20 protein-coding genes and 2 pseudogenes are annotated in these 24,750 nt (G+C 69.6%); 9 read left to right on the top strand and 13 right to left on the bottom strand.

What is annotated here, in order from left to right; all coding sequences use genetic code 11:
• Window positions 1–204: 204 nt before the first annotated feature.
• The 7 genes from EAT51_RS10785 to EAT51_RS10755 form a co-directional block, all read right to left on the bottom strand.
• A complete protein-coding gene (locus EAT51_RS10785) occupies window positions 205–1,041 on the bottom strand; it encodes a carbohydrate ABC transporter permease (protein ID WP_130517829.1) in 837 nt (278 codons plus the stop codon).
• A 40-nt stretch (window positions 1,042–1,081) separates the two neighbouring features.
• Entirely contained in the window at window positions 1,082–1,960 is an 879-nt protein-coding gene (locus EAT51_RS10780) for a carbohydrate ABC transporter permease (protein ID WP_130517827.1), read from the bottom strand.
• Window positions 1,957–3,288, bottom strand: a complete 1,332-nt coding sequence (locus tag EAT51_RS10775; RefSeq protein ID WP_130517825.1) for a sugar ABC transporter substrate-binding protein — start codon at window positions 3,286–3,288, stop codon at window positions 1,957–1,959. Before EAT51_RS10775 ends, EAT51_RS10780 begins: the two co-directional genes overlap by 4 nt.
• 7 nt (window positions 3,289–3,295) lie before the next feature.
• Window positions 3,296–4,963 carry a glucoamylase family protein gene (locus tag EAT51_RS10770; protein ID WP_130561602.1) on the bottom strand — a complete coding sequence of 556 codons (1,668 nt, stop codon included), beginning with the start codon at window positions 4,961–4,963 and terminating at the stop codon, window positions 3,296–3,298.
• Between the two features lie 101 nt (window positions 4,964–5,064).
• Entirely contained in the window at window positions 5,065–6,090 is a 1,026-nt protein-coding gene (locus EAT51_RS10765) for a LacI family DNA-binding transcriptional regulator (RefSeq protein WP_130517821.1), read from the bottom strand.
• Between the two features lie 153 nt (window positions 6,091–6,243).
• Window positions 6,244–6,528 (bottom strand): BolA family protein, encoded by a 285-nt coding sequence (locus tag EAT51_RS10760; protein WP_130561601.1) that lies wholly within the window; start codon window positions 6,526–6,528, stop codon window positions 6,244–6,246.
• The gene (locus EAT51_RS10755) at window positions 6,525–6,824 is read right to left on the bottom strand and encodes a YciI family protein (RefSeq protein ID WP_130517817.1); all 300 of its coding nucleotides are present in this window, start codon (window positions 6,822–6,824) and stop codon (window positions 6,525–6,527) included. Before EAT51_RS10755 ends, EAT51_RS10760 begins: the two co-directional genes overlap by 4 nt.
• Before the next feature lie 408 nt (window positions 6,825–7,232).
• Here EAT51_RS10755 and EAT51_RS10750 point away from each other — a divergent pair, with 408 nt between their 5' ends.
• From EAT51_RS10750 to EAT51_RS10735, 4 genes and pseudogenes are all read left to right on the top strand, one after another.
• Entirely contained in the window at window positions 7,233–8,138 is a 906-nt protein-coding gene (locus EAT51_RS10750; protein WP_130517815.1) for a segregation and condensation protein A, read from the top strand.
• Window positions 8,139–8,191: 53 nt separating this feature from the next.
• Window positions 8,192–9,118: pseudogene (gene scpB / locus EAT51_RS10745) on the top strand (SMC-Scp complex subunit ScpB); the annotation flags it as partial.
• Entirely contained in the window at window positions 9,114–10,685 is a 1,572-nt protein-coding gene (locus EAT51_RS10740) for a pseudouridine synthase (RefSeq protein WP_130517811.1), read from the top strand. The pseudogene scpB and the gene EAT51_RS10740, both read left to right, overlap by 5 nt.
• Before the next feature lie 136 nt (window positions 10,686–10,821).
• On the top strand, window positions 10,822–11,601 hold the full coding sequence (locus EAT51_RS10735; RefSeq protein WP_130517810.1) for a ferredoxin--NADP reductase: 780 nt from the start codon (window positions 10,822–10,824) through the stop codon (window positions 11,599–11,601).
• Between the two features lie 248 nt (window positions 11,602–11,849).
• On the opposite strand, the gene EAT51_RS10730 is transcribed toward EAT51_RS10735, so the two are convergent.
• Complete coding sequence (locus tag EAT51_RS10730; RefSeq protein WP_130517808.1) at window positions 11,850–12,332, bottom strand: glutathione peroxidase; 483 nt, start codon at window positions 12,330–12,332, stop codon at window positions 11,850–11,852.
• A 211-nt stretch (window positions 12,333–12,543) separates the two neighbouring features.
• Between EAT51_RS10730 and EAT51_RS10725 the strand changes: the two genes are divergently transcribed.
• Entirely contained in the window at window positions 12,544–14,703 is a 2,160-nt protein-coding gene (locus tag EAT51_RS10725) for a M3 family metallopeptidase (protein WP_130517805.1), read from the top strand.
• A 656-nt stretch (window positions 14,704–15,359) separates the two neighbouring features.
• On the opposite strand, the gene EAT51_RS10720 is transcribed toward EAT51_RS10725, so the two are convergent.
• From EAT51_RS10720 to EAT51_RS10710, 3 genes are all read right to left on the bottom strand, one after another.
• Window positions 15,360–15,779 carry a hypothetical protein gene (locus EAT51_RS10720; RefSeq protein ID WP_130517803.1) on the bottom strand — a complete coding sequence of 140 codons (420 nt, stop codon included), beginning with the start codon at window positions 15,777–15,779 and terminating at the stop codon, window positions 15,360–15,362.
• 88 nt (window positions 15,780–15,867) lie between these two features.
• On the bottom strand, window positions 15,868–16,998 hold the full coding sequence (locus EAT51_RS10715; protein WP_130517801.1) for a fatty acid desaturase family protein: 1,131 nt from the start codon (window positions 16,996–16,998) through the stop codon (window positions 15,868–15,870).
• Entirely contained in the window at window positions 16,998–18,080 is a 1,083-nt protein-coding gene (locus EAT51_RS10710) for a ferredoxin reductase (protein ID WP_130517799.1), read from the bottom strand. The genes EAT51_RS10715 and EAT51_RS10710 overlap by 1 nt, the downstream gene beginning before the upstream one ends.
• Before the next feature lie 122 nt (window positions 18,081–18,202).
• Between EAT51_RS10710 and fabR the strand changes: the two genes are divergently transcribed.
• Window positions 18,203–18,850 (top strand): HTH-type transcriptional repressor FabR, encoded by a 648-nt coding sequence (fabR, locus tag EAT51_RS10705; protein ID WP_130518736.1) that lies wholly within the window; start codon window positions 18,203–18,205, stop codon window positions 18,848–18,850.
• 44 nt (window positions 18,851–18,894) lie between these two features.
• Window positions 18,895–19,488, top strand: coding sequence for a YdeI/OmpD-associated family protein (locus EAT51_RS10700; protein ID WP_130517798.1), 594 nt, complete (start codon window positions 18,895–18,897; stop codon window positions 19,486–19,488).
• Window positions 19,489–19,495: 7 nt separating this feature from the next.
• Here EAT51_RS10700 and EAT51_RS10695 read toward each other — a convergent pair.
• Together EAT51_RS10695 and EAT51_RS10690 are read right to left on the bottom strand one after the other, a co-directional pair.
• Window positions 19,496–21,139: pseudogene (locus EAT51_RS10695) on the bottom strand (acyl-CoA dehydrogenase family protein).
• A 36-nt stretch (window positions 21,140–21,175) separates the two neighbouring features.
• A complete protein-coding gene (locus tag EAT51_RS10690) occupies window positions 21,176–21,595 on the bottom strand; it encodes a hypothetical protein (RefSeq protein WP_130560896.1) in 420 nt (139 codons plus the stop codon).
• Between the two features lie 278 nt (window positions 21,596–21,873).
• On the opposite strand from EAT51_RS10690, the gene EAT51_RS10685 reads away from it, so the two are divergent.
• Together EAT51_RS10685 and EAT51_RS10680 are read left to right on the top strand one after the other, a co-directional pair.
• Window positions 21,874–22,875, top strand: coding sequence for a ligase-associated DNA damage response exonuclease (locus tag EAT51_RS10685; protein WP_130517795.1), 1,002 nt, complete (start codon window positions 21,874–21,876; stop codon window positions 22,873–22,875).
• Between the two features lie 181 nt (window positions 22,876–23,056).
• Window positions 23,057–24,661 carry an ATP-dependent DNA ligase gene (locus EAT51_RS10680; protein ID WP_130517793.1) on the top strand — a complete coding sequence of 535 codons (1,605 nt, stop codon included), beginning with the start codon at window positions 23,057–23,059 and terminating at the stop codon, window positions 24,659–24,661.
• The last annotated feature ends 89 nt before the right edge of the window (window positions 24,662–24,750 follow it).

The raw sequence follows: 24,750 nt of genomic DNA, 5'->3' as shown, positions 1-24,750 counted from the left end.
ACAGGATGTCCCTTCGGAAAATCCCTCGGCCCGCAGCGGACCTGCGCGCAGCGCAGGCGCGCCGTCGGGGGCGTGCTTTCTTTTGCCTCCTTTTCTTTGCACGAGCAAAGAAAAGGAGGTCGGGCGGCGCAGCCGCACGAAAGCCTTTGATTGCGTAGAGCAAGACCCTGAGCGCGAGACCGCGATCCGCAAGCTCACGCGGGCCTACCCCTTCACACTCCCCAGCAGCAGCCCCTGGATGTAGTACCGCTGCAACAGCAGGAACAGCAGCAGCACCGGCACCACCGTCACCACCGCACCGGCCATCATCAGCTCCACGTCCATCACGTGCTCGCGCGAGAGCGAGGCCAGCGCCACCGGCAGCGTGTAGTGATCCTGGTCGGTCAGCACGATCAGCGGCCACATGAAGTCGTTCCAGGCCGCCATGAAGGTGAAGATGGACAGCGTCACCAGCACCGGCTTGAGCATCGGCAGCACGATCTGGAAGAAGATCCGCAGCTCGCCGGCGCCATCCATGCGCGCGGCCTCCAGCAGCTCGTCGGGAATGCTGCGCGCGTACTGGCGCACCAGGAAGATGCCGAACACCGTGGCGAGCGCCGGCACGATCACACCGCCGAAGCTGTTGACCAGATGCAGCTGCTTCATGAGCAGGAACAGCGGCAGCATCGCCACCTGCGCCGGGATCACCAGCGCGGCCAGCAGCACCTGGAACACCCGCTCGCGCCCGGCGAAGCGCAGCTTGGCGAAGGCATAGCCGGCCAGCGTGTTGAACAGCAGCGATCCAAGCGTGATGGCCAGCGACACGATCAGGCTGTTGACGAAGTTGTCGGCCATGCCGGTGCGTTCGAACAGCTGATGGTAGTTGGCCAGCGTCGCGGCGCTGGGCAGCATGGGCGGCGGGAAGCGGCTGGCCTCGCCGGCCGGCATGAACGACACCGACACCATCCACGCCAGCGGCGCCAGGCTGACGATGGCCAGCGCCAGCAGGCCGCCGTTGACCAGGATCGCGTTCCAGCGCGAGCCGCCGACTTCGCGGCTCATGCCGGGCCTCCCGCGCACCGGGCGCGCATGTGCAAGCCCCTCATACCAACCCCTTCCTGCGGCCCAGGCGCAGCATCACGGTGGTCACCGCCAGGATGATCAGGAACAGCAGGAAGGCCACCGCCGAGGCGCGGCCCAGGTTCCACCACTTGAAGCCTTCCTCGAACATGAAATACAGCACGCTCACCGTGCTCTGCAGCGGATCGCCGCGGGTCATCACATAGGGCTCGGCGAACAGCTGGAAATAGCCGGAGATGGTGATCACCCCGACCACCAGCAGCACCGGGCCCAGCATCGGCAGGGTGATGTGCCAGAACTGCTTCCAGCGGTTGGCGCCGTCGATGCGCGCGGCCTCGTAGAGGTCGTGCGGGATCGCCTGCAGCCCGGCCAGGAAGATCACCATGTTGTAGCCGAAGTTCTTCCACACCGCGAACAGCATGATCATCGGCATGGCCCAGTGCGGATCGCCCAGCCAGTCCGGCGCCGGCACGCCAAGGTGCACCAGCACGTAGTTGACCAGCCCGTACTGGGTGTTGAACAGATAGCGCCAGATCACCGCCACCGCCACCAGCGTGGTCACCACCGGCGCGAACAGCGCGGTGCGGAACAGCGCGCGGAAGCGCGCGGCCGGCGCGTTGAGCAGCAGCGCGGCGCCCAGCGAGGCGGCGATGGACAGCGGCACGCCCACCAGCACGAAGTAAGTGGTGTTCCACAGCGCCTTCCAGAACATCGGCGTGCGCAGCAGGTCGATGTAGTTGTCCAGCCCGATGAAGCGCAGGTTGTGCGGATCGGCCAGCGCGTAGAGATCGAAGTCGGTGACGCTCAGCGCCAGCGCGGCCAGCACCGGCAGGCCGAAGAACACGCCCAGCACGATCAGCGCCGGCGCGGTGAACACCCATCCGGCAAGCGAACGGTTCATCGGGCGGTCTCCGTCTGTTCGGCGTCGCTGCCGGGATGGTCGCGTTCATAGATCCAGCGGCGCTTGGCCAGGATCTTGTCCACGCGCTGGTCCAGGTCGGCCACCGCCGCGTCCTGGCTTTCGCCGCCGCGCACCACCCGCTCGGTCACCAGTCGCATCTCCTGCACGATACGCTCCCATTCCAGCACCTTGGGCGTGGGCTTGACCCGCTCGAGCTGGTCAGCGAAGGCGCGCGCCAGCGGATCGCCTTCCAGCTGCGTCGTATGCCAGGTGGAGCGGCGCGGCGGCAGGTCGCCGATCAGCGCGTGGAAGCGCTGCTGGATGTCCGGACGCGAGAGGAACTCGATCAGCTTCCACGCCGCCTCCTTGTGGCGTGAACTCTGGAAGATCACCAGGCTCGAGCCGCCGGCGATGCCCGCGCCCGGGCCGTGCGGCCCCGGCAGCGCCATCGTGCCCCACTGGTCCTTCAGCGCCTCGGGCGCGCGGATGCGGAACTCGCGGATGTTCCAGGGCCCGGACAGGTAGAAGGCATAGGTGCCGCGGAAGAACTCGTCCCAGACGTTGGAGACCTGGGTCTCGGACATCTTCGGCGCCCAGCCCTGGGCGAAGGTGTTGGCGTAGAAGGCCAGCGCCGCGCGGAAGCCGGGGCTCTCGAAGTTGCCGCGGTTGTCGTGGTCGCGCAGCAGCGGATCGTCCTGCTGCAGGGCCAGCGAGAGCTGCTGCTCGAACTCGTTGAGCGGCATCAGGATGGCGTAGCGGTCCGGCCCGACGTACGCCTTGATCTGCGCCATCGCCTTGTCCCACTGCGCCCACGTGGTGATCGGCAGCTTCACCCCCGCCTCGCGCAGGATGTCCTTGCGATAGAACAGCAGGCGCGTGTCCACATACCACGGGATGCCGACCAGCTGCCCGTCGATGATGTTGGTCTGCCAGATGCCGGGGAAGTAGTCGTCCTGCTTGACCACCGTCGAGCGCCGCACGTAGGGCTCCAGCGGCGTGAGCGCCTTGAGCGTGGCGAACTCGGCGATCCAGGTGTTGCCCAGTTGGCACACGTCCGGCAGCGTGTCGGCGGCGAAGGCGGTCAGCAGCTTCTCGTGCGCGGCGGTGCTGGGGATCTGCTGCAGGTCCACGCGGATGTCGGGATGGGCGGCCTCGAACTCGGGCAGCAGCGTGCCGAGCACCTCGCCCTCGCGGCCGATCGCCCAGAAGCGCACCGTCGTGCGCTGCTGCGCATCGCGCGGCGCGCAGGCCGCCAGCACGGCCGCGATGCCCGCCAGCAGCACCAGCGCCAGCGCGCCGCGCGCCGGGGAAAAGCGGAATGGACTCATGCGCGGCTCAACCCGGCTGCTGCGGGCGCTGCTGCTGTTGCTGCTGCGGCTCGGACTGCGAATTGGGCACGCGCGATTCGGCCGTGCCCAGCGCGCGCGCGGTGGCCGCGTCCATCTGGCCCGGCGCCTGCGCGGTCTTGGCCGCCTCGGCCTGCGCGCGCTTGTCCTTGTCGTCCTTGCCCTTGTCCTCGCCGGCCAGCCAGCCGCCGGTGAAGCCCGCCCGCTCCAGCCCCTTGCGGATGTGCGGGTTCTTCTTCATCACGTTCCAGACGAAGTCGTCGCGATAGTTGGCGATCATCGTCAGGATGGGACCCTGGTCGATGCCGATGTAGTCGCTGCCGACCCAGCCGTTGTCCGGCACCACGCGACCGGTCTTGATCGGGATGTCGTAGGTGAAGCTGCGATTGAACGCATCCAGGAAGCCGTAGCTGGAATAGATGTAGTCGCCGAAGCGCTTGTGCATCTCCTCGGTGGCCGGGATCACGATCTCCGGCGCGAACGGCAGCGAGGCGATGGCCGCGGTCGGGGCGATGGTGCCGTCGTCGAAGTTGTCGCGCAGGCCGGCGCCGCGCGAGGAGTAGTCGCGGAACTCGCGCATCTCGCCGCGGTACTCCTGCTGGGTCTGCTGCGGCCCGTCAGAGGCGGTCAGGCCCCACACGTTCTCGCCGTAGTCCTTCCACTTCATCGGGTTGGAGATGGCGTACTGGCGATGGGCATAGGCGGCGCGGCGGCTGTTCTCGAAGTAGTCCATGCCGTGCTCGCGCATGTAGTCGTCCTGGATGCCGCGGAAGTCGACCCAGATATGCGTGTACTGATGGGTGAACAGCGGGCCGTAGGACAGATACTCCTGGCCCTGGTAGACGCCCCAGATCTCGTTGTAGGTGCGCGTCCACACCTGCCAGGCGTCGGGCTCCACCGCATGGGTGGGCGAGCCCAGCGCCAGGATGTAGACCATCATCCCCTCGCTGTAGCCGGTCCAGTCGTGGTTGATGAAGCCGCTCTCGGGGAACCAGCCCATCGAGATCAGCGGCGAGCGCGGCTGGATCCAGGTCCAGTCCACGCGCCGGTAGATCTGCTCGGCCAGGTCGCGGATCTGCTTCTCGCGCGGGTCATCGCCGTCGTAATAGGACTGGGCGAACAGCACGCCCATCAGCAGCAGCGAGGTGTCCACCGTGGACAGCTCCACCCAGCTGGAGAAGCGCTGGCCGGTCTGCATGTCCAGGAAGTGGTAGTAGAAGCCCTTGTAGCCGGCCGTGCCGGTGGGCTGCTTGCCCTGCTTGAGCTCGTAGAGGAACTTCAGCGTGGTCAGCGTGCGGTCCACCGCCTGGCTGCGGCTGACCCAGCCGTTCTCGATGCCGATCGGATAGGCGGTCAGCGCGAACCCGACCGAGGCCACCGAGGCGAACGGCCGCGACGGATAGCGGTCCGGCGTCATGCCGTTGCTTTCGTTGGTGGTGTCCCAGAAGAACTGGAAGGTCCGGCGCTCGATGTCGCGGAACAGCGCGGGCAATTCGGGTTTCTTGTCTTCCACGGGAAGCTCGACGGGCGGACGCCCGGTCACCTTGACCGGCTTGACGGGCGTGGGTTCGGGTTGCTGCTGGCAGGCCGCCAGCAGCACGGCCAGGGCCGATGCCGTCAGCGGCAGCAGCGAGGTGAGGCGTCGACGCGTCTTCAAGGCTCAAGATCCATGTAAACGTTTACACCTGCAAACAAAGTCCGGCGCAAAACGAAAGCGGTGCGGGGGTGGTGCAAGGTTAACAGCCGTGGCCTGCCGAGTCAGAGCGCCGCGGCCGCCGGGGCCGAGTCGCGCACCACCAGTTCAGGCACCAAGGGCGCCGGATCGGGCAGCGCCAGCGGCGCCTTGGCCTGGATGTCCTGCAGCAGCCGCCGCAGCGCGTTGGCGCCCAGCTCGGCGATGCTGATGCGCATGGTGGTCAGCGGCGGGTGGACGAAGCGCGCCACCGGCACGTCGTCGAACCCAGCCAGGGCAATGTCCTGCGGCACGCGCACCCCGGCCTGGTTGAAGGCGAACAGGCAGCCCAGGGCCATGGTGTCGTTGGCGGCGAAGACCGCGTCGGGCCGGCTCCCGGCCGCCAGCAGCGCGGTGCCGGCCTCCATGCCGGAGGCCTCGTCGAACCGCCCCGGCAGCACCTGCTCGGCCACCCCAGGCAGCAGCTCGGCCAGCGCGTCGCGATAGCCGCGCAGGCGCTCGGCCGCGTCGAAGTTGCAGGCCGGCCCGGCGATGAAGGCGATGCGCCTGCGGCCGCTGGCCACCAGGTGGCGCATCATCGCCACCGCGCCGCCGTGGTTGTCGATGTTCAGGACCGGATAGTCGCCATGCGGCAGGTGCGTGTTGATCAGCACCACCGGCAGGCCGTCGGGCAGGTTGTCGGTGAGGAACCCCGGCTGGTCGGCATAGGGCGAGAGCACCAGCAGCCCATCCACGCGCCCGCGCATCGCGCGCAGCGCCGCGCCCTGGGCGTCCTGGGCGCCGTGGTAGCTGGACACCAGCAGATGGCGGCGGTGCTCGCGCGCCACCCCGTCGATGCCGCGGATCAGCTCGGAGAAGAACTCGCCATACAGGTCCGGCAGGACCACGCCGATGGTCTGGGTGCTGCGGCTGCTCAGGCTGCGCGCGGCGGCATGCGGCTGGTAGCGCAGGCGCCGGGCGGTCTCCAGGACCAGCTTGCGGACCTCCTCGGCGACGTTGTCGTGACCGTTGAGCGCCCGCGAGACGGTCGCCACCGAGACCTGCGCCTCGCGCGCCACATCCCGGATGGTGATGGTTCCGTTGCGCGACATCCGCCCTCCGCGGTCTGGCTGACTGGTTCTGGCGCGGAATGTAAGCGCTTCCACTCCGCGCGGTCCATCCTACCTTGGGCCGATGCTAGGGCGGCGCCGGATCAAAAGCCCGCGAAATCGGTGCCGTCGCACGCCTGGGCAACCCGCGCCCGCTCAGGCGCTGGAGGCCTCGCCCGGGGTCTGGGCGACGATGCTCATGGCATGGATGTCGGTCTGCATCATCGGGCCCAGCGCGGCATACACCAGCCGGTGCCGGGCCAGCGGCAGCTTGCCGGCGAAGGCCTCGCTGACCACCCGGACCTTGAAATGCCCGCGGCCGTCGCGCGCACCGGCGTGGCCGGCGTGGCGGTGGCTCTCGTCCTCCAGCTCCAGCACCGTCGGCGCAAGGCCGGCGTCCAGCGCCTGGCGGATGCGCTCGATCCGCGTCGCCTCGCTCACGGCAGCACCTTCAGGAACGGACGCACGTCCACCCGCGCATAGACACCGGCCAGCGCATATGGGTCGGCGTCGGCCCAGGCGCGCGCATCCTCCAGCGAGTCGAACTGCGCGATCACGATGCTGCCGCTGAAGCCGGCCGGGCCCGGATCGGGCGAATCGATCGCCGGGCATGGCCCGCACACCAGCAGCCGGCCGGCATCGAGCAGCGCCTGCAGCCGCGCCAGGTGCGCCGGGCGCGCCGGCTGGCGCAGCGGCAGGGAATCGGGGACATCATGGCCTTCGATGGCGTACCACATGGCATTAAGACCGCTGGACTTCGGATGGGCCTGCGATTGTACGGATGCGCCCGCGCTGGACAGGCGGCCGGCCAAACCGTACTCTGCGAACCTGATTGGCACGGCACGACCCGCAGCGGCCATCGCCCAGGCCCGCCCGGACCTGCCCGCGACCCACACGCTGCCAAGCGCGTCCTTAAGGCCAGACCACCTGATCCTTCGTTGCCCGCCGCCCTCCCCACAGGCGAGCGCCGCATTGGCTGACGTGCGCACCGCGACCGCCCACGCAAGGCTTGACCACCTGCAGTACCCCGGCGCCGCCCCTTGCGGGAAGCGCATGCCCCCTGGCAATCGCAGGGCCGGCCCCGGCGTTCCCCCACGCCAACCGGTCCGGACCGCAGTGTTGACGCGACCCGCTTTCGACCCTCGATGACATCGCAATCCGCGCCCGACGCGACCGCTTCCACCGACAAGCCGCAAAGCCCGCAGCAGCACGAGATGCCGCTGGCGATGGTGCATGGCCAGCCGGTGCTGCAGATCCCGCAGGATCTGTACATCCCGCCGGACGCGCTGGAGGTCATCCTCGATGCCTTCGAGGGCCCGCTGGACCTGCTGCTGTACCTGATCCGCCGGCAGAACCTGGACATCCTGGACATCCCGGTGCTGGAGATCACCCGCCAGTACGTGGATTACATCAACGTCATGCAGGAGCTGCGCTTCGAGCTGGCGGCCGAATACCTGGTGATGGCCGCGATCCTGGCCGAGATCAAGTCGCGCATGCTGCTGCCGCGGCCGCAGGCCGAGGACGGCGAGGAAGGCGACCCGCGCGCCGACCTGGTGCGCCGCCTGCAGGAATACGAGCGCTTCAAGCAGGCCGCCGAGGACATCGACGCCCTGCCTCGCCAGGACCGCGACACCGCCGTGGCCCACGCCCATGTGCCGGACCGCACCGCCATCAAGGTGCCGCCGGAGGTGGACCTGAAGGAGATGCTGCTGGCGCTGCACGATGTGCTCAAGCGCGCCGAGCTGTTCTCCGGCCACGCGATCAAGCGCGAGGCGCTGAGCGTGCGCCAGCGCATGGGCGAGGTGCTCTCGCGGCTGGAGGACGGCAAGTTCCACCGCTTCGAGACCATGTTCACCGTGGCCGAGGGCCGGCTCGGCGTGCTGGTGACCTTCCTGGCGATGCTGGAGCTGGCCAAGGAGCAGCTGCTGGACATCGTCCAGGAGGCTCCGCTGGCGCCGATCTACATCAAGTCCCTGGCGCTGAACAACACCAACGAGCCGCTGCAGTTCTCCAGCGAGTTCGACGACACCGACGCGGCCAACGACGCATGAGCGCGCCGGCCACCACGACCCGCACGCGCTGACGGCGCGGCCAAGACCCTCGCATGCACGACGACGACGCTTTCGATACCGACACCGCGACCGCCCCGGTCGCCCAGGCGGACCAGGGCCTGATCAACCGCATCGTGGAGGCCGCGCTGCTGGCCTCGGCCCAGCCGATGAGCCTGGCGCAGCTGGCCGAGCTGTTCCCGGAAGACCGCCCGGCGCCGGAAGGCAGCCTGGACCTGGCGCTGGAACAGCTCGCCCAGGCCTGCGCCGAGCGCGGCGTGGAGCTGGTCGAAGTGGCCAGCGGCTGGCGCTACCAGGTCAAGCCGGACGTGCACGCCTGGGTCAGCCGCATGTGGACCGAGCGCAAGACCCGCTACACCCGCGCCACTCTGGAGACCCTGGCGCTGATCGCCTACCGCCAGCCGATCACCCGCGGCGAGATCGAGCAGGTGCGCGGCGTGGCGGTCAGCAGCAACATCATCCAGGCGCTGGAAGAGCGCGAGTGGATCCGCGTGGTCGGCCACCGCGACGTGCCCGGCAGGCCGGCGCTGTTCGGCACCACCAAGGGCTTCCTGGACTACTTCGGGCTCAAGCGCCTGGACGAACTGCCGCCGCTGTCCGAGCTGAAGGACATCGCCGAGCTCGATCCGCAGCTGCCGCTGCCCGGCGCCCCGCTGCCGGCCCGCGCCGCCGCCGAGGGCCAGCCCGACGCGGAGGCGGATGCGGAGGCCGTGCCGGCCGATGACGCCGCCACCGGCGCCGACGATGGCGAACCGCCGGCCTCCCTCGATTCCCCGCCGGCGCAGGACGCGCCGGAGGCCGACGGCGACCTGCCGCCGCCGGCCACGCAGGACGCCCCCGACCTCGACGCGCCCCTCGCGGACGCGGCCGAACCCACCGACGCGCCGCAGACCGACGCGCCGGCTTCCACCACCCACCAAGAAGACGACGCCGATACGGTCTCGTCGGAGCACAAACATGAGTGACACCCCCCGCAGCAAGCTCTCGCTGAAGCGCGACGCCGCCGCAGCCCCCGAAGTCCGCCTGGAGGAACGCCTGCACAAGGTGCTGGCCCAGGCCGGCCTGGGCTCGCGCCGCGCGCTGGAGCAGCGCATCGCCGATGGCCTGGTCAAGGTCAACGGCCAGACCGCGCAGATCGGCATGTCCATCGGCAGCGGCGACCGCGTCGAGCTGGACGGCCGCAGCTTCGTGGCCAGCGCGCTGACCGAGCCCACCCGCGTGCTGATCTACAACAAGCCCGAAGGCGAGGTGACCACGCGCGAGGACCCCGAAGGCCGGCCGACCGTGTTCGAGTCCCTGCCCGCGCTCAAGGGCGCGCGCTGGATCGCCATCGGCCGCCTGGACATCAACACCACCGGCCTGCTGCTGCTGACCACCGACGGCGAGCTGGCCAACGCGATGATGCACCCCTCCTTCGAGGTCAGCCGCGAGTACGTGGTGCGCGTGCGCGCCCCGGAAGGCCAGGACACCGTGCCGGACAACCTGGTCGATCGCCTGCGCCGCGGCGTGGCGCTGGAGGACGGCCCGGCCAAGTTCGACGAGATCGAACGCATCGGCGGCACCGATTCGCACGACTGGTACCGCGTGACCCTGAGCGAGGGCCGCAACCGCGAGGTGCGCCGCCTGTGGGAATCGCAGGGCTGCCAGGTCAGCCGCCTCAAGCGCATCCGCTACGGCGCCATCGAACTGCCGCAGCCGCTGCTGCGCGGCCAGTCGCAGGAGCTGCCCGACGCCCAGGTCCAGGCGCTGCGCAAGCAGCTGGGCCTGGAGGACGGCGCCCCGGCCGCGCTGACCCTGCAGCCGGTGATCGGCCAGCGCAAGGCGGCCAAGGCTACGCTGCAGATCAACGCGCGCGGCGCCGGCAACGCCTACGTCAACGGCCACAGCACCGCCGACGAAGGTCGCGAGCTGCGCCGCTTCGACAACGTGCGCGAGGATCGCGGCCGTGGCCGCGGCAAGGGCGGCGGCTTCAAGGGCGGCCTGACCGTCAGCGGCGAAGCGGCGGCCAAGCAGTCGCAGAAGCCGTTCAAGCAGCGCAAGGAAAAGGGTCCCAAGCCGCTGCCGGAAGGCAACCCGGCCGCGTTCCGCAGCTGGTACGTGCCCGACGGCGTGGACACCGGCCCGAGCGGCCACCGCAACGCCGGCCCGAAGAAGCCCTTCGGCGGCAAGCCGGCCGGCGGCCAGCGCCGCGGTCCGGGCGGTGGTGGTGGTGGTGGCGGCAACAGCCCCTATGGCGGCGGCTTCGGCGACGAGCGCGGTCCGCGCGGCCAGGGCGCAGGCCAGGGCCAGCAGCGCAAGGCCAAGCCGTACGGGCATCCGGGCAATGCGCCCAGCTTCCCGTCCGACCACGCCACGCCCGGCAGCTATAGCCCGTACGGCCAGCGCCAGGGCCAGGCCCGCCCCGGCGGTCGTCCAGCCGGCGGCAACCGCCCCGGCGGCAACGGCCCGCGTCCGGGTGGCAACCGCGGCCCGGGCGGCAACCGTTCCGGCGGCGCGCCGCGCGGTCGCGGTCCGCGGGGCCAGGGCTGATCCGGCCGGCGGACGCGCGGTCTCGCGCGTCCGCGCCCCGCCCCGTCGGTCGACGCGTGCGCGGATATGAGAACCAATCTCATCTTCGCGGCTATACTGGAACGCGTTCCTCTCCCCTGCCCAACACGATCCGCCCATGTCTTCCGCTTACGGCGCCGAAACGGTGCTTGAGGTCCGTCACTGGACCGACGACTACTTCAGCTTCACCACCACGCGCAGCGAGGCCTTCCGTTTCGAGAACGGCCAGTTCGTGATGATCGGCCTGGAGGGCGAAACCCGCCCGCTGCTGCGCGCCTACTCCATCGCCAGCGCCAACTGGGAAGAGCAGCTGGAGTTCTTCAGCATCAAGGTCCCCAACGGCCCGCTGACCTCGCGCCTGCAGCACATCCGGCCGGGCGACAGCGTCCTGATCGGGCGCAAGCCCACCGGCACCCTGCTGATCTCCGACCTGCACCCGGGACGGCACCTGTACCTGCTGGGCACCGGCACCGGCATGGCGCCGTGGCTGAGCATCGTCAAGGACCCGGAGACCTACGAGCGCTTCGATAAGGTGATCCTCACCCACGGCGTGCGCTACGAGCAGGATCTGGCCTACCGCGACTACTTCGAGCGCGAGCTGCCGCAGCACGAGTTGCTGGGCGAGCTGCTGCGCGAGCGGCTGCTGTACTACCCGGCGGTGACGCGCGAGCCGTTCCGCAACCAGGGCCGGCTGACCGAGCTGCTGGGCAGCGGGCAGATGGCCCAGACGCTGGGCCTGCCGCCGATCGACCCGGCGCGCGATCGCTTCATGATCTGCGGCAGCCCGCAGATGCTGGCCGACCTGCGCACGCTGCTGGACAGCCGCGGCTTCGAGGCCTCCCCGCGCATCGGCAGCCCCGGCCACTACGTGTTCGAGCGCGCCTTCGTAGAGAAGTAGTCGGCAAGCCTCTCTGCAGACGCCGCCCTTGTGGCCCCTTAGCCGATGGCGGCTCCATGTAGAGCGGAGCTTGCTCCGCTGGGGCTTCCCCCACGAACCGAACGAGGAGCAGCGGACTGTAGAGCGGAGCTTGCTCCGCTGGGGCTTTCTCCAGGAACCGAACGAAGAGCAGCGGAGCAAGCTCCGCTCTACAAGAAGGCCGCGGCTTGATCCGAGAGACGGTTAGCAGGCAGGACTCGCTGCACGCGTCAGCCCAGCGCATCCTCGATGTCCCGCGCCAGCGATGCGGGCGCGTTGCGCGATCCATAGCGGCGCAGGACCTGGCCGTTGCGGCCGACCAGGAACTTGGTGAAGTTCCACTTGATGCGCTCGGTGCCGAATACCCCCGGCCGGTCGTGCTTGAGCCGCTGCCACAGCGGATGCGCGTTCGGCCCATTGACCTCGACCTTGGCGAACATCGGGAAGGTCACCGCGTAGTTGAGGCTGCAGAAGGCGCGGATCTGCGCCTCGTCGCCCGGCTCCTGGTGACCGAACTGGTCGCAGGGAAAGCCCAGCACCACCAGCCCGCGATCGCGATACTGCTGCCACAGCAGCTCCAGGCCGCCGTACTGCGGGGTGAACCCGCACTGGGAGGCGACATTGACGATCAGCAGGACCGAGCCGGCCCAGTCGGCCAGCGGCTGCTCGTGGCCATTGATGTCCAGCGCCGCGAATTCGAAAACACCCCGCATGCCTACCTTCCGTTGTCCCTGGCCGACCGATCATAGGCGCCATGACGGCGCCGCACCTAATGTTATGTGAGTTACGTCACAAATTTTAGGCTATCGAGGGTGGCCGGTCACGCGTGACGATTGCGTCAGGCCATGCCTTCGGTCATGGGCTGCGGCGCCGGGTCCCGGTTAGCCTCGGGGGTCGATGTCCACCACCCCGATCCGGAGCCACATGACCCACCGCCTGACCCTGGCGCTCGCCCTCGCCCTTGGAACCGCCATGCCCGCCTACGCCCAGACCTCCGCGACGCCCGCCGCCAGCCAGGCCAGCAATCCGTTCTTCGTCCAAAGCCCGCTGCCGCTGCACTACCCGCAGTTCGACAAGATCACGGACGCCGACTTCGCCCCGGCCTTCGATGCGGGCATGGCGCAGCAGCTCAAGGAGATCGCGGCGATCGCCGACAACCCGGCCAAGCCGAGCTTCGACAACACCTTCGTGGCGCTGGAGCAGAGCGGCCAGCTGCTGGATCGGGCGACCTCGGTGTTCCTCAACCTGGTCGGCACCGACACCAACGACACGCGCAAGCAGCTGCAGGCCGACTACGCCGGCAAGTTCGCCGCGCACCGCGATGCGATCAACCTCAACGGCAAGCTGTTCGTGCGCATCCAGACCCTCTACGACGGCCGCGCCGGCCTGGGCCTGGATCCGCAGAGCCTGCGCCTGGTCGAGAAGGTCTACGGCGACTTCGTGCGCTCCGGCGCCAAGCTCTCCGAGGCGGACAAGACGCGCCTGAAGGCGATGAACGCCGAGCTGGCCACGCTGTCGACCAAGTTCAGCCAGAACGTGCTGGCCGAGGTCAACGATTCGGCCCTGGTGCTGGACGATGCCAGGCAGCTCGACGGCCTGAGCGCGGCGGAGATCGCCGCCGCGGCCGACGAAGCCAAGGCGCGCAAGCTGCCCGGCAAGTACGTGCTGACCCTGCTCAACACCACCGGCCAGCCGCCGCTGACCCATCTGACCGACCGGGCCACGCGCGAGCAGCTGTTCAAGGCCTCGGTGAACCGCGGCAGCCGCGGCAACGCCTACGACAACACCGCCATCGTCTCGCGCATCATGACCCTGCGCGCGCAGAAGGCGAAGATGCTCGGCTATCCCAACTACGCCGCCTACTCGCTGGAGAACCAGACCGCCAAGACGCCCGAGGCCGTCAACGCGATGCTGGGCAAGCTGGCTCCGGCCGCCTTGGCCAACGCCAAGCGCGAGGCCGCCGACCTGCAGGCGATGATCGACGCCGAGCGGAAGGCCGCCGGCAAGCCGGGCTTCGAACTCGCAGCCTGGGACTGGGCCTTCTACAGCGAGAAGGTGCGCCAGGCCAAGTACAACTTCGACGAGTCCCAGCTCAAGCCCTACCTGGAGATGCGCAACGTGCTGGAAAACGGCGTGTTCTACGCCGCCAACCAGGAGTTCGGCCTGAGCTTCAAGGAGCGCCACGATCTGCCCAAGTACCACGCCGACACCTTCGTCTACGACGTGTTCGATGCCGACGGCTCGCAGCTGGCGATCTTCATCTTCGACCCGTATGCGCGCGCGTCCAAGCGCGGCGGCGCGTGGATGAATTCCTACGTGTCGCAGTCCGCGCTGACCGGCGACAAGCCGGTGGTGGCCAACCACCTCAACATCCCCAAGCCGCCGGCCGGCCAGCCGACGCTGCTGACCTGGGACGAGGTCACCACTGCCTTCCATGAGTTCGGCCATGCCCTGCACGGCATGTTCTCCGACGTGAAGTACCCCTACTTCTCCGGCACCAGCGTGCCGCGCGACTTCGTCGAGTTCCCCTCGCAGGTCAACGAGATGTGGGCCGACGATCCGGCGATCCTGCGCCACTACGCCAAGCATCACCAGACCGGCGCGCCGATGCCGCAGGCCCTGCTCGACAAGGTCGTGGCCGCGGCCAAGTTCAACCAGGGCTTCGCCACCACCGAATACCTGGGCGCGGCGATGCTGGACCAGCGCTGGCACCAGATCACCGAAGACCAGGTCCCGGCCGCGTCCGGCGTGGTGGACTTCGAAGCCAAGGCGCTGGCGGCCGATGGCATCGCCTACGCCCCGGTGCCGCCGCGCTACCGCACGCCCTACTTCAGCCACATCATGGGCGGCTATTCGGCCGGCTACTACGCCTACATCTGGTCCGAGGTGCTGGATGCGAACACCCAGCAGTGGTTCAAGCAGCACGGCGGCCTGAGCCGCGCCAACGGCGACCGCTTCCGCAAGACCCTGCTCTCCCAGGGCGGCAGCCAGGACGCGATGAAGCTGTTCGTCGACTTCACCGGACACGCGCCGCGGATCGAACCGCTGCTGGAGAAGCGCGGGCTGGATGCGAAGGCGGACTGAGGGCTTGCGGAGCAGCAGGCAAGTCGACGGGATGAGTGCGGGGCGGTGAGCGTATTTCGCCCACCCGCCTCGACCACGCCAAGCGCGGCCCCTCGGCTCGGCTCCCCCTCGATGGCCGACGCTTGAATGGGAAAAGACTGACCGCGCCTCACGGCCAGGTGGGAACAACTGTCTCCTCGAATCGCGCAGCGGCCTGCCTGTAGAGCGGAGCTTGCTCCGCTGGGGCTTTCCCCACAAACCGAACGAAACGCAGCGGAGCAAGCTCCGCTCTACAGGTGGGATTCGGTTGGCGCTCCGCGAGCACCAAGCGCGCCGCCGCGATTCATTCTGTCCGCTCTGTACCACGCGCGGCAGGATCGAGGCTTTGCGGCGAATAGATCAGGATTTCTTTCGAACCGAAGCCCCATCCATGACGCGCACGGCAGCGGGCCGGCGGGCGGTGTCCGCGACTAGCGAGGCAGGACGCCGAGCGCCCAAGTCAGGGCAGGATGCCCTGATCGAGGGATAAGCGGGCGCCGCCCGCCGGACCGCTGCCCCTCCGAAGTCAGCGCCCTCCCCCTCTCGCCACTGATCAGGCAAAACGCCACAACGCGCAAAAAAAGCCCGGCTTGCACCGGGCTTTTCTGACGTAGCTTCTCTTAAAAGCCCTAAAGCACTCAGGGCTTCGGCGGCGTCGCAATACGAAGCCCGTCACCCGCCGGCGTCACGGGATAGATCCGCCCGGTCTTCGGGTCCAGCACCTGGTTGTTACCAACCTGCACCGCGCCCGGCACCAGCCGGCCCTGCGCATCGATCACGCGCGCGGGCGTCGCCGGCGCAGTGGGCGTGACGCTGCTGGGCTGCGTGGGCCGCTGTGCATCCGTAGCAGGCCCCTTGGGACTGACCGGCGGCGTGGTCGCACGCTGGCCCGCGTCCGAGCGCACCCCGGTGCTGCGCTGGGGCGACGTGCCGGAAGCATCGCGCGCATTGGGAATCTGCACCGGCTGCGGCTGGTTGAGCTGCTGCACCTGCGCCAGCGGCGCGGCGGCCAGAATCGGCAGCGCCGCGATCGACAGGATGACGGTCCGGTTGAGCATGACCGAACTCCTTTGTGTGAGTGTCCGGCCACGCTAGCGCGATGCCGCTGGCTGCGCGGTGAAGCCCGCTCCGCGCACGCAGCGCGGTTCAGCCCGCCGCGGGCGCCTCGACCAGCGCGCGCACCCGGCGCGGCCGGCTCGGGAACGCATGGCGCACGATGCGCCAGGCCACCTGGCTGAACTGCTTGAACAGCGAGCCGGTGTTGTAGTGCTGCCCGTAGCGCGCACAGATCTCGCGCACCTCCGCCGCCATCTCGCTGTAACGGTTGGCCGGGATGTCGGGGAAGAAGTGATGCTCGATCTGGTGACTCAGATCGCCGGTGAGCACGTCCACCAGCGCACCGCCGGAGATGTTGGACGACCCGCGCAGCTGGCGCAGATACCAGTGGCCACGGCTCTCGTTGCGCACGCAGTCTTTTGGGAAGGTCTCCGCATCGGCGGTGAAGTGACCGCAGAAGATCACCACATAGGTCCAGATGCTGCGCAGCATGTTCGCCGCCAGGTTGCCCAGCAGCACCGGCAGGAACCACGGCCCGGCCAGCGCCGGGAACAGCACATAGTCCTTCAGCACCTGCCGGCCCATCTTGCGGCCGACCGGCGCGAACTGCGCGCGCAGCTGCCTGAAGCTCATCTTGCCGGCCAGCCAGCGGCCCAGGCGCAGGTCCTGGATCGCCACGCCCCACTCGAACAGCAGGCAGAACACCACCGCGATCGGCGGCTGCAGCAGGTAGAACGGCTTCCAGCGCTGCTCGGGGAAGATGCGCAGCAGACCGTAGCCGATGTCGTCGTCCAGCCCGCGCACGTTGGTGTAGGTGTGGTGTCGGAAGTTGTGGGTCTTCTTCCAGTTCTCGCTGGTGGCCACGATGTCCCACTCGTAGCTGCGGCTGTGCAGCTGCGGATCGCCCATCCAGTCGTACTGGCCGTGGATCACGTTGTGGCCGACGGTCATGTTCTCCAGGATCTTGGACAGCGCCAGCAGCGCGGTGCCGAGCACGCACAGCGGCCACAGCAGCGCCGGCACGAAGGCCCCGCCCACCGCGCCGGCGAACAGCGCGATGCGGCCCAGCGCGCCGCTCCAGCGCACCGCCGCGACCGCGCGGCGGATGTAGCGCGCATCGCGCGCGCCGAGCGTGGCCACGGTGCGGGCGCGCAGGGCGTCCAGCTCGGCGCCGAAGCGCTGCAGCTCGTCCTGGGACAGGGGGCGGTTGTGCTTGCTCATCAAAGGTCCAGCGTCAGGTCGGTGGCCGCGGCGCTGATGCACAGGCGCACGGTGGCGTCGGGCTCGCCCGAACGCGCATTGGTCTGGGTGTCGCGCGTGATGCCCTCGCGCCGCGTGCAGGCGCAGGTATTGCAGATGCCCATGCGGCAGCCCGAGGCCGGGCGCAGGCCCTGCGCCTCCAGCGCCTCCAGCAGCGAGGCATCGCGCGGCACGGTCAGCGTGCGCCCGCTGCGTGACAGGGTGAGGGCGACGCTGCCGCCCTCGCCCGGCAGCGCGCGCGGCGGGGTGAAGGCCTCGGCCTCGAACCGCACCACACGCCCTTCCAGCTGCGCACGCGCGCTCTGCACGAAGCCGTGCGGGCCGCAGGCGAACACCTGGCGATGGCCGAGCTCGGGCACCAGCGCGGCCAGGTCGGTGTCGTCGATGCGCGGCGCCGCCGGGCCATCGGCCTGCCGGGTCAGCCGCAGATGGACGCGCAGGCCGCGATGGCGCGCGGCCAGCGCGGCAAGCTCGTCGGCGAAGCAGACCTCGGCGCGGGTGCGCGCCCAGTAGACCAGGTCCAGCTCAACCGGCATGCCGGCCGCGTCCAGCTCGCGCAGCATCGCCATCAGCGGCGTGATGCCGCTGCCGGCGGCCAGGAACAGCCAGGGGCCGTGCACGGCGGCCGGCAGGGTCATGGTGCCGAAGGCCGCGCCCAGCGCGAACACCTCGCCGATGCGCGCGTGCCGGCACAGATGCTGGCTGACCCGCCCGCCTTCGACCTCACGCACGGTGATCTCGATCCGGTTGCCGGCGACCTTGCTGGGGCTGTAGCTGCGGGTGATCCGGGCGCCGTCCAGCTCCACGCCCAGGTTGATGTGCTGACCGGCGCGCAGCCCGGCGAAATGGCGGTTGGTCTGCAGCACCAGCGTGACCGCGCCTTCGGCGGCCTGGCGGCGCTCGCGCAGGCGCGCCAGCGGGCGCTCCCAGCTCCACAGCGGGTGGACCCGGCTGGCCCAGAAGTCGAAGACCGCCGGCTCGACCAGGCGACGGGCGACGCGCTGGACCGGGGAGCTGGAACGAGGACGACGGATCGCATTCATGGCCATGCACTATACAGGCGTGAGAACGGATGTCTATACACTTGTATATTCATGTGAGGGGCTATGATGGCGGCGCCCCGCACGGACCAGGATCCGCAGTGCCCGCTACCGAGTCCGCCGCCATCGACCCCAGCTCCGACGACGCCAGCGGCGGCCGCCGCGCCGCCATCTCGCGCCAGGACCTGCTGGCCGCCGCCCTGCGCCTGGTCGGCCCGCACCGCAGCCTGTCCTCGCTGAGCCTGCGCGAGGTCGCCCGCGAGGCCGGGATCGCGCCGAACAGCTTCTATCGCCAGTTCCGCGACATGGACGAGCTGGCCGTGGCCCTGATCGACCTGGCCGGCCGCTCGCTGCGCCAGATCATCGGCCAGGCCCGCCAGCGCGCGGCCTCGACCGACCGCAGCGTGATCCGCCTGTCGGTGGAGACTTTCATGGAGCAGTTACGGGCCGACGACAAGCTGCTGCACGTGATGCTGCGCGAGGGCATGGTCGGCTCGGACGCGTTCAAGGCGGCGGTCGAGCGCGAGCTCACCTACTTCGAGGACGAGCTGCAGGTGGACCTGGTGCGCCTGGCGGCGGCCGAGGGCGCCACCCTGCACCAGCCGGCCCTGGTCTCCAAGGCGATCACCCGCCTGGTGTTCGCCGCCGGCGCCAGCGCCATGGACCTGCCGCGCGAACGCGATCCCGAGCTGATCGGCCAGCTCTCCACCATGCTGCGCATGATCCTGACCGGCTCGCGCGCGATGGCCAAGGGCGTGGGCGTCGATCGCTGACGCTTGCCCTCAAGTTCGAACAAGCACGCAGACGGAAGAGCGCGATGACGGCAGCGACGGCAAATCCCAAGGTGGATGCATTCATGGTGCGGGCCGAGCGTTGGCGGGCCGAGTTCGAGGCGCTGCGATCGATCCTGCGCCAGACGCCGCTGACCGAGGACCTGAAGTGGGGCCAGCCCTGCTATGCGCTGGGCAAGGCGAACGTCGTGCTGATGCACCGCTTCAAGGAGTACTGCGCCCTGCTGTTCATGAAGGGCGCGCTGATGCCCGACCTAGATGGCCTGCTGGTCCAGCAGACCGAGTACGTACGATCGGCGCGGCAGATCCGCTTCACCGCACTGGATCAGATCAAAGGCGAAGCCGCGACACTGAAGGCCTATGTCGAGGCGGCCATTGCGGTCGAACAGGCCGGGCTCAAGATCGCCCCCAGGAAGACCGCCGATTTTCCCGTGGCGGACGAGTTCCGCTCACGGCTGGAGGAAGACGCGGCGCTGAAGGCCGCCTTCGAAGGCCTGACGCCGGGCCGCCAACGCGGTTATCTGCTGCATTTCTCGTCGGCCAAGCAGTCCAAGACCCGCCAGGCGCGGGTCGAGAAAAACCTTGCGCGGATCATGGCTGGCCTCGGCCTGGACGATTGATTCGCGCTCAGGGCAGGGCACGCCCGATCAGCGGCGCGAAATCCGTCTCCGCCGGCAGCGTACCCATCGCCAGTCCGTGCGCCCCGCCCAGGCGCGAGCGGCAGAACGGCTCGGCCACGGGGCTGCCCGTGCGCAGCAGCACGCCGGCCTGCAGCAGCAGCGCCACGCGCTCGACCAGCAGGCGCGCGCCGGATTCGACCAGCGCGCGGCCGGCCAGCTGCGCGGCGACGAGGTCCAGCTGGCGGTCGTAGTCGCGATCCTGCCCGCTCGCGGCGTTCAGCTCGTCCAGCAGCGCCTAGCTGCAGTCGGGCTCCCTGCCCAAGGCGCGTAGCACGTCCAGGCACTGGATGTTGCCGCTGCCTTCCCAGATGCCGTTGAGCGGCGACTGCCGGAACAGGCGCGGCAGGATCGATTCCTCGACGTAGCCGGCGCCGCCCAGGCATTCCTGCGCCTCGTTGACGAAGGCCGGCGCGCGGCGGCACAGCCAGTACTTGCCGATGGCGGTGGTCACGCGCGCCAGCGCGGCCTCGTGCGGATCGTGCGCGCCGCGATCGACCGCGCCGGCCACGCGCAGGGCCAGCGCCAGCGCGGCCTCCCATTCCAGCGTCAGGTCGGCCAGCACGTTGCGCATGAGCGCGTGGGCGGCCAGCGGCTTGCCGAAGCTGGCGCGATGGCGCGCGTGATGCACGGCCTGGGCCAGGGCCATGCGCATCTCGGCGGTGGCGCCGAGCATGCAGTCCAGCCGGGTGAGCATGACCATCTGCAGGATGGTGGCCACGCCGCGCCCTTCCTCGCCGATGCGCCGCGCCCAGGCGCCGGTGAACTCGACCTCGCTGGACGCGTTGGCCCAGTCGCCCAGCTTGTCCTTGAGCCGCATCAGCCGGAAGGCGTTCTTCTGGCCATCGGGCAGGCGGCGCGGCATCAGGAAGCAGCTCAGCCCGCCCGGCGCCTGGGCCAGGACCAGCCAGCCGTCGGACATGGGCGCGGAGAAGAACCACTTGTGCCCGACCAGCGCGTACTCGCCCTCGCCCGCCAGCGGCGTGGCGCGCGTGGCGTTGCTGCGCACGTCCGAGCCGCCCTGCTTCTCGGTCATGCCCATGCCTAAGGTGATGCCGGTCTTGTCGGCGATGGGCACATCGCGCGGGTCGTAGTGCGGGGCGGCGGCCTTGCCCGCCCATTCGCGCAGGGCGGGCTCGCGGCGCAGCACCGGGACCGCGGCGTGGGTCATGGTCAACGGGCAGCTGGTGCCGGCCTCGGCCTGGTGATGCAGATAGCTGAGCGCGGCCCGGGCGACATGCGCGCCCGGCCGCGGCGTGTGCCAGGACAACCCGGCGACGCCGCCGGCCTTGGCCGCGTGCAGCAGCTGGTGATAGGCGGGATGGAATTCGACCAGATCGATGCGATGGCCGAAGCGGTCGTGCGTCTTCAGCCGCGGCTTGTCGCGATTGGCGTCGAAGCCCAGGGCATAGAGTTCGCTGCCTGCCTGTGCGCCATAGGCCTGCAGCGCGGCGGCGAAGTCGCCGGCGCCCTCGCGCGTGCAGCCCTCACGCAGCACTACATCGTCGGTCCAGAGATCGCACGGCGCGAACTCCGGCGGCTGATTGTCGACCGTGTGGGTCTCGAAGGCGGGCGTGGCGCGGTGTTCCATCATCGGACTCCTCCCGCGCCGATTGTGCCGCAGGAACGGTCAGCCGCCCTGCTGCAGCGCGACGACCTTGACGTCGACATCCTTGCAGGCCGCGTCGTTGCACACGCCGTTGATCCACACCTGGCCGCTACCCAGCATCACGCCGTTCTGGTTCACCTGGAGCGCGCCATAGCGCTGGGCGGTGATGACCTGCGCGATGGCGGGCGTCAGGATCTGCTGGTACTGCGCGACGAAGTCCTGCGCGTTGTCGATGCGCCGCTTGCGATCGGCCAGGCGCACCTCGAAGGGATAGCGCATCAGCGCCGCCACGGCGGGTCGGTCGTCCGCCTTGACTGCCACCTGCAGCCGCTCCAACACGCTGCGATAGGCCGCGTGGTCGCCCAGGACCTGATCGATGCGGGCATCGACCTCGGCGTCCTTGTCCGACGCCTGCGGCGCAGCCGGTTCTGAGGCCGGCATCGATGCGACCGGTGTCGTGGAAGCCGCAGGCGCTGAAGCAACCGGTGCGTCGGCCTGCGGCGCCTCTGGTGCGCAGGCGCTCAGCGCAAGCAGCAGCATGGGTAGCAGCGTTGTTCTCATGAGTCCTCCTAGTCCGCTTGCCTGCAGCTTGCAGGTCATGGTGTTGTGGCGGCGTAAGCCCGATGCGTCAGCTGCGGTTCGGGTTCGATCTCAGGTTCTGAGACGGCCGGTCCCAACGTTGGCGGCCTGTGCACATCCCAGTCCGCACCCTCCCGACCATGGCCCAAGCCTCAAACGACCTGATCGTCCTGCGTCCCGAAGGGCTGTATTGCCCGGCCGGCGATTTCCATATCGACCCCTGGCGGCCGGTGCCGCGCGCGGTGATCACCCACGGTCACGGTGACCACGCGCGCACCGGCATGGGCCGTTACTGGGCCACGCGCGAGAGCCTGCCGATTTTGCAGTGGCGGCTGGGCGAGCAGGACTACGCCATCCACGACTACGGCGAGGCCTTCCGGATCGGCGATGCGCGCCTGTCGCTGCATTCGGCCGGCCATGTGCTGGGCTCGGCGCAGGTGCGGGTGGAAGTGGGCGATCGGGTCTGGGTCGCCTCGGGCGACTACAAGCGCCAGCCGGACCCGACCTGCGCGCCGTTCGAGGTGGTGCAGTGCGACACCTTCATCACCGAGGCGACCTTCGGCCTGCCCATCTACCGCTGGCCGGACACACGCGAGGTCGCGCGCGAGATCGTCGCCTGGCGCCGACACTGCGCGCAGCGCGGCGAGGCGGCGATCCTCTACTGCTACGCACTGGGCAAGGCGCAGCGGCTGCTGGCCGAGCTACGCGATCTGGACGATCAGCCGGCGCTGCTGCACGGCGCGATCCAGGCCGGCGTGGAGGTCTATCGCGGCGCCGGCATCGCCATGCTCGACACCTTGCCGGTGTCGGAGACGGCCAAGGGCAGCGACTACGCCGGCCAGCTGATCCTGGCGCCGCCGTCGGCGGCGGGCAGCCCGTGGATCCGGCGCTTCCGCAAGGCGCAGCAGGGCTTCGCCTCGGGCTGGATGCGCGTGCGCGGCAACCGCCGTCGGCGCAATTACGATCGCGGCTTCGTGGTCTCCGACCACGCCGATTGGCCGGATCTGCTGCGCACCGTGCGCGAGACCGGCGCGCGTCGGGTGATCGCCACGCACGGCAACACCGACGCCATCATCCGCGCGATGAACGAGGCCGGCATCGCGGCCGAAGCCTTCCGCACCGATTACGGGAGCGAGGAGTGAAGCGGCCTGTGTTGTCGCCCTCGCGCGCTTGCCTTGCTGCCTGCAAGGGCGCGTTCTCTTCCTCATCGCTCTGCTGTGCCGTGGGACCGAAAGCGAAGTCCCTGGATTTCCGCGTGCGCGGGAATGACGCGGTGGGGATGCGCGAGAACGAAGAGATGGACGTGCCTGGCCGGAGGCTGGCATGAAGCGCTTTGCCGAGCTGTACAAGGCGCTGGACGAGAGCACCGCCACGCTGGACAAGCGCGCGGCGCTGATCGCCTATTTCCGCGATGCGCCGCCGCGCGATGCGGTGTGGGCCCTGTACCTGCTGGCCGGCGGCAAGATCACCGGCCCGCGGCAGAAGATCGCCGGAACCGGCGAGCTGCGTGCGTGGATCGCGCAGGAATCGGCCACGCCGGACTGGCTGGTGGACGACAGCTACGACCACGTCGGCGACCTGGCCGAGACCCTGGCGCTGCTGCTGGACGACCCGGCCGCCCCGCCGCCGGACGTGGGCCTGGCCGAATGGATCGAGGAGCGTCTGCTGCCGGTGGCCAACCGGGACGAAGCCGTGCGCCGCGCGGTCATCGTCGAGGCCTGGCATGCCCTGCCCTACGCGCAGCGGCTGGTGTTCAACAAGCTGCTCACCGGCGCGCTGCGCGTGGGCGTGTCGCAGCGTCTTGTGCAGCAGGCGCTGGCGGAAATGAGCGGCATCGACATCGCACGCATCGCCCAGCGCATGCTCGGGACCTGGGCGCCGACGCCGCAGTTCCTCCAGGATCTGCTTTCCGACGAGGAACTGCCTGGCGATCGCCAGCAGCCGTATCCGTTCTTTCTGGCCTCGCCGCTGGAGGCCGAGGTCGGATCGCTGGGCGACATCGGCCACTGGCGCCTGGAATGGAAATGGGACGGCATCCGCCTGCAGCTGATCCGCCGCCACGGCGAGGTGGCGCTGTGGTCGCGCGGCGAGGAGCGCCTGGACGGCCGCTTCCCGGAGATCGAAGCGGCCGCGGCCACGCTGCCGCGCGACTGCGTGATCGATGGCGAGCTGCTGGCCTGGCGCGCCGGCGAAGACGCGCCGCTGCCCTTCACCGCGCTGCAGACCCGCATCCAGCGTCGCAAGCCCGGCGCCAAGACGCTGGCCGACACGCCCGCGCGCGTGCAGGCCTACGACCTGCTAGAGCTGGACGGCGAAGACCTGCGCGAGCAGCCGCTGGACCAGCGCCGCGCCCTGCTGGAACAGCTGCTCACCGCGCACGCCGATCCGCGCATCGTCCTGTCCCCGCAGGTCCAGGCCGCCGACTGGGAGGCCGCCGCGCGGCTGCGCGAGGATTCGCGCACGCGCGGCGTGGAGGGGCTGATGCTCAAGCGCGGCAGTTCCACCTACCAGGGCGGCCGCCGGCGCGGCGACTGGTGGAAGTGGAAGATCGATCCGCTGACCATCGATGCGGTGCTGCTCTACGCCCAGGCCGGTCACGGCCGGCGCAGCACGCTGTACACCGACTATACCTTCGGCCTGTGGGACGGCGACACACTGGTGCCGGTAGCCAAGGCGTATTCGGGGCTGGACGATACGGAGATCCTCAAGCTGGACAGCTGGATCCGCGCGCACACCACCGAGCGCTTCGGGCCGGTGCGCGCGGTCACGCCGCACCACGTGTTCGAACTGGGCTTCGAGGCGGTCAACCTGAGCAAGCGGCACAAGTCCGGTGTGGCCACGCGCTTCCCGCGCATCCTGCGCTGGCGCCACGACAAGCCGATGGCGCAGGCCGACCGGCTGGAAGACCTCAAGGCGCTGGCGCGGTGACGCCCCGCAAGACCGCGGCCACCGGCCGCACCGACAAGGCGCAGCCGAAGGCGACGCGCCCGACGCGCGCGCGCGCCTTCGACGCGCCG

The sequence above is a fragment of the Pseudoxanthomonas winnipegensis genome, assembly GCF_004283755.1.
Classification (GTDB): domain Bacteria; phylum Pseudomonadota; class Gammaproteobacteria; order Xanthomonadales; family Xanthomonadaceae; genus Pseudoxanthomonas_A; species Pseudoxanthomonas_A winnipegensis.
Note: the sequence above shows the minus strand (reverse complement) of the source record. Positions and strands in the feature narration are given on the sequence as shown.

What these genes read in the sequence shown, in the direction of transcription:
- EAT51_RS10785 (WP_130517829.1), bottom strand. Translation starts at nt 1,041, where the DNA reads ATGAGCCGCGAAGTCGGCGGCTCGCGCTGGAACGCGATCCTGGTCAAC.
- EAT51_RS10780 (WP_130517827.1), bottom strand. Translation starts at nt 1,960, where the DNA reads ATGAACCGTTCGCTTGCCGGATGGGTGTTCACCGCGCCGGCGCTGATC.
- EAT51_RS10775 (WP_130517825.1), bottom strand. Translation starts at nt 3,288, where the DNA reads ATGAGTCCATTCCGCTTTTCCCCGGCGCGCGGCGCGCTGGCGCTGGTG.
- EAT51_RS10765 (WP_130517821.1), bottom strand. Translation starts at nt 6,090, where the DNA reads ATGTCGCGCAACGGAACCATCACCATCCGGGATGTGGCGCGCGAGGCG.
- EAT51_RS10755 (WP_130517817.1), bottom strand. Translation starts at nt 6,824, where the DNA reads ATGTGGTACGCCATCGAAGGCCATGATGTCCCCGATTCCCTGCCGCTG.
- EAT51_RS10750 (WP_130517815.1), top strand. Translation starts at nt 7,233, where the DNA reads ATGACATCGCAATCCGCGCCCGACGCGACCGCTTCCACCGACAAGCCG.
- EAT51_RS10740 (WP_130517811.1), top strand. Translation starts at nt 9,114, where the DNA reads ATGAGTGACACCCCCCGCAGCAAGCTCTCGCTGAAGCGCGACGCCGCC.
- EAT51_RS10735 (WP_130517810.1), top strand. Translation starts at nt 10,822, where the DNA reads ATGTCTTCCGCTTACGGCGCCGAAACGGTGCTTGAGGTCCGTCACTGG.
- EAT51_RS10730 (WP_130517808.1), bottom strand. Translation starts at nt 12,332, where the DNA reads ATGCGGGGTGTTTTCGAATTCGCGGCGCTGGACATCAATGGCCACGAG.
- EAT51_RS10725 (WP_130517805.1), top strand. Translation starts at nt 12,544, where the DNA reads ATGACCCACCGCCTGACCCTGGCGCTCGCCCTCGCCCTTGGAACCGCC.
- EAT51_RS10720 (WP_130517803.1), bottom strand. Translation starts at nt 15,779, where the DNA reads ATGCTCAACCGGACCGTCATCCTGTCGATCGCGGCGCTGCCGATTCTG.
- EAT51_RS10715 (WP_130517801.1), bottom strand. Translation starts at nt 16,998, where the DNA reads ATGAGCAAGCACAACCGCCCCCTGTCCCAGGACGAGCTGCAGCGCTTC.
- EAT51_RS10710 (WP_130517799.1), bottom strand. Translation starts at nt 18,080, where the DNA reads ATGAATGCGATCCGTCGTCCTCGTTCCAGCTCCCCGGTCCAGCGCGTC.
- EAT51_RS10700 (WP_130517798.1), top strand. Translation starts at nt 18,895, where the DNA reads ATGACGGCAGCGACGGCAAATCCCAAGGTGGATGCATTCATGGTGCGG.
- EAT51_RS10690 (WP_130560896.1), bottom strand. Translation starts at nt 21,595, where the DNA reads ATGCCGGCCTCAGAACCGGCTGCGCCGCAGGCGTCGGACAAGGACGCC.
- EAT51_RS10685 (WP_130517795.1), top strand. Translation starts at nt 21,874, where the DNA reads ATGGCCCAAGCCTCAAACGACCTGATCGTCCTGCGTCCCGAAGGGCTG.
- EAT51_RS10680 (WP_130517793.1), top strand. Translation starts at nt 23,057, where the DNA reads ATGAAGCGCTTTGCCGAGCTGTACAAGGCGCTGGACGAGAGCACCGCC.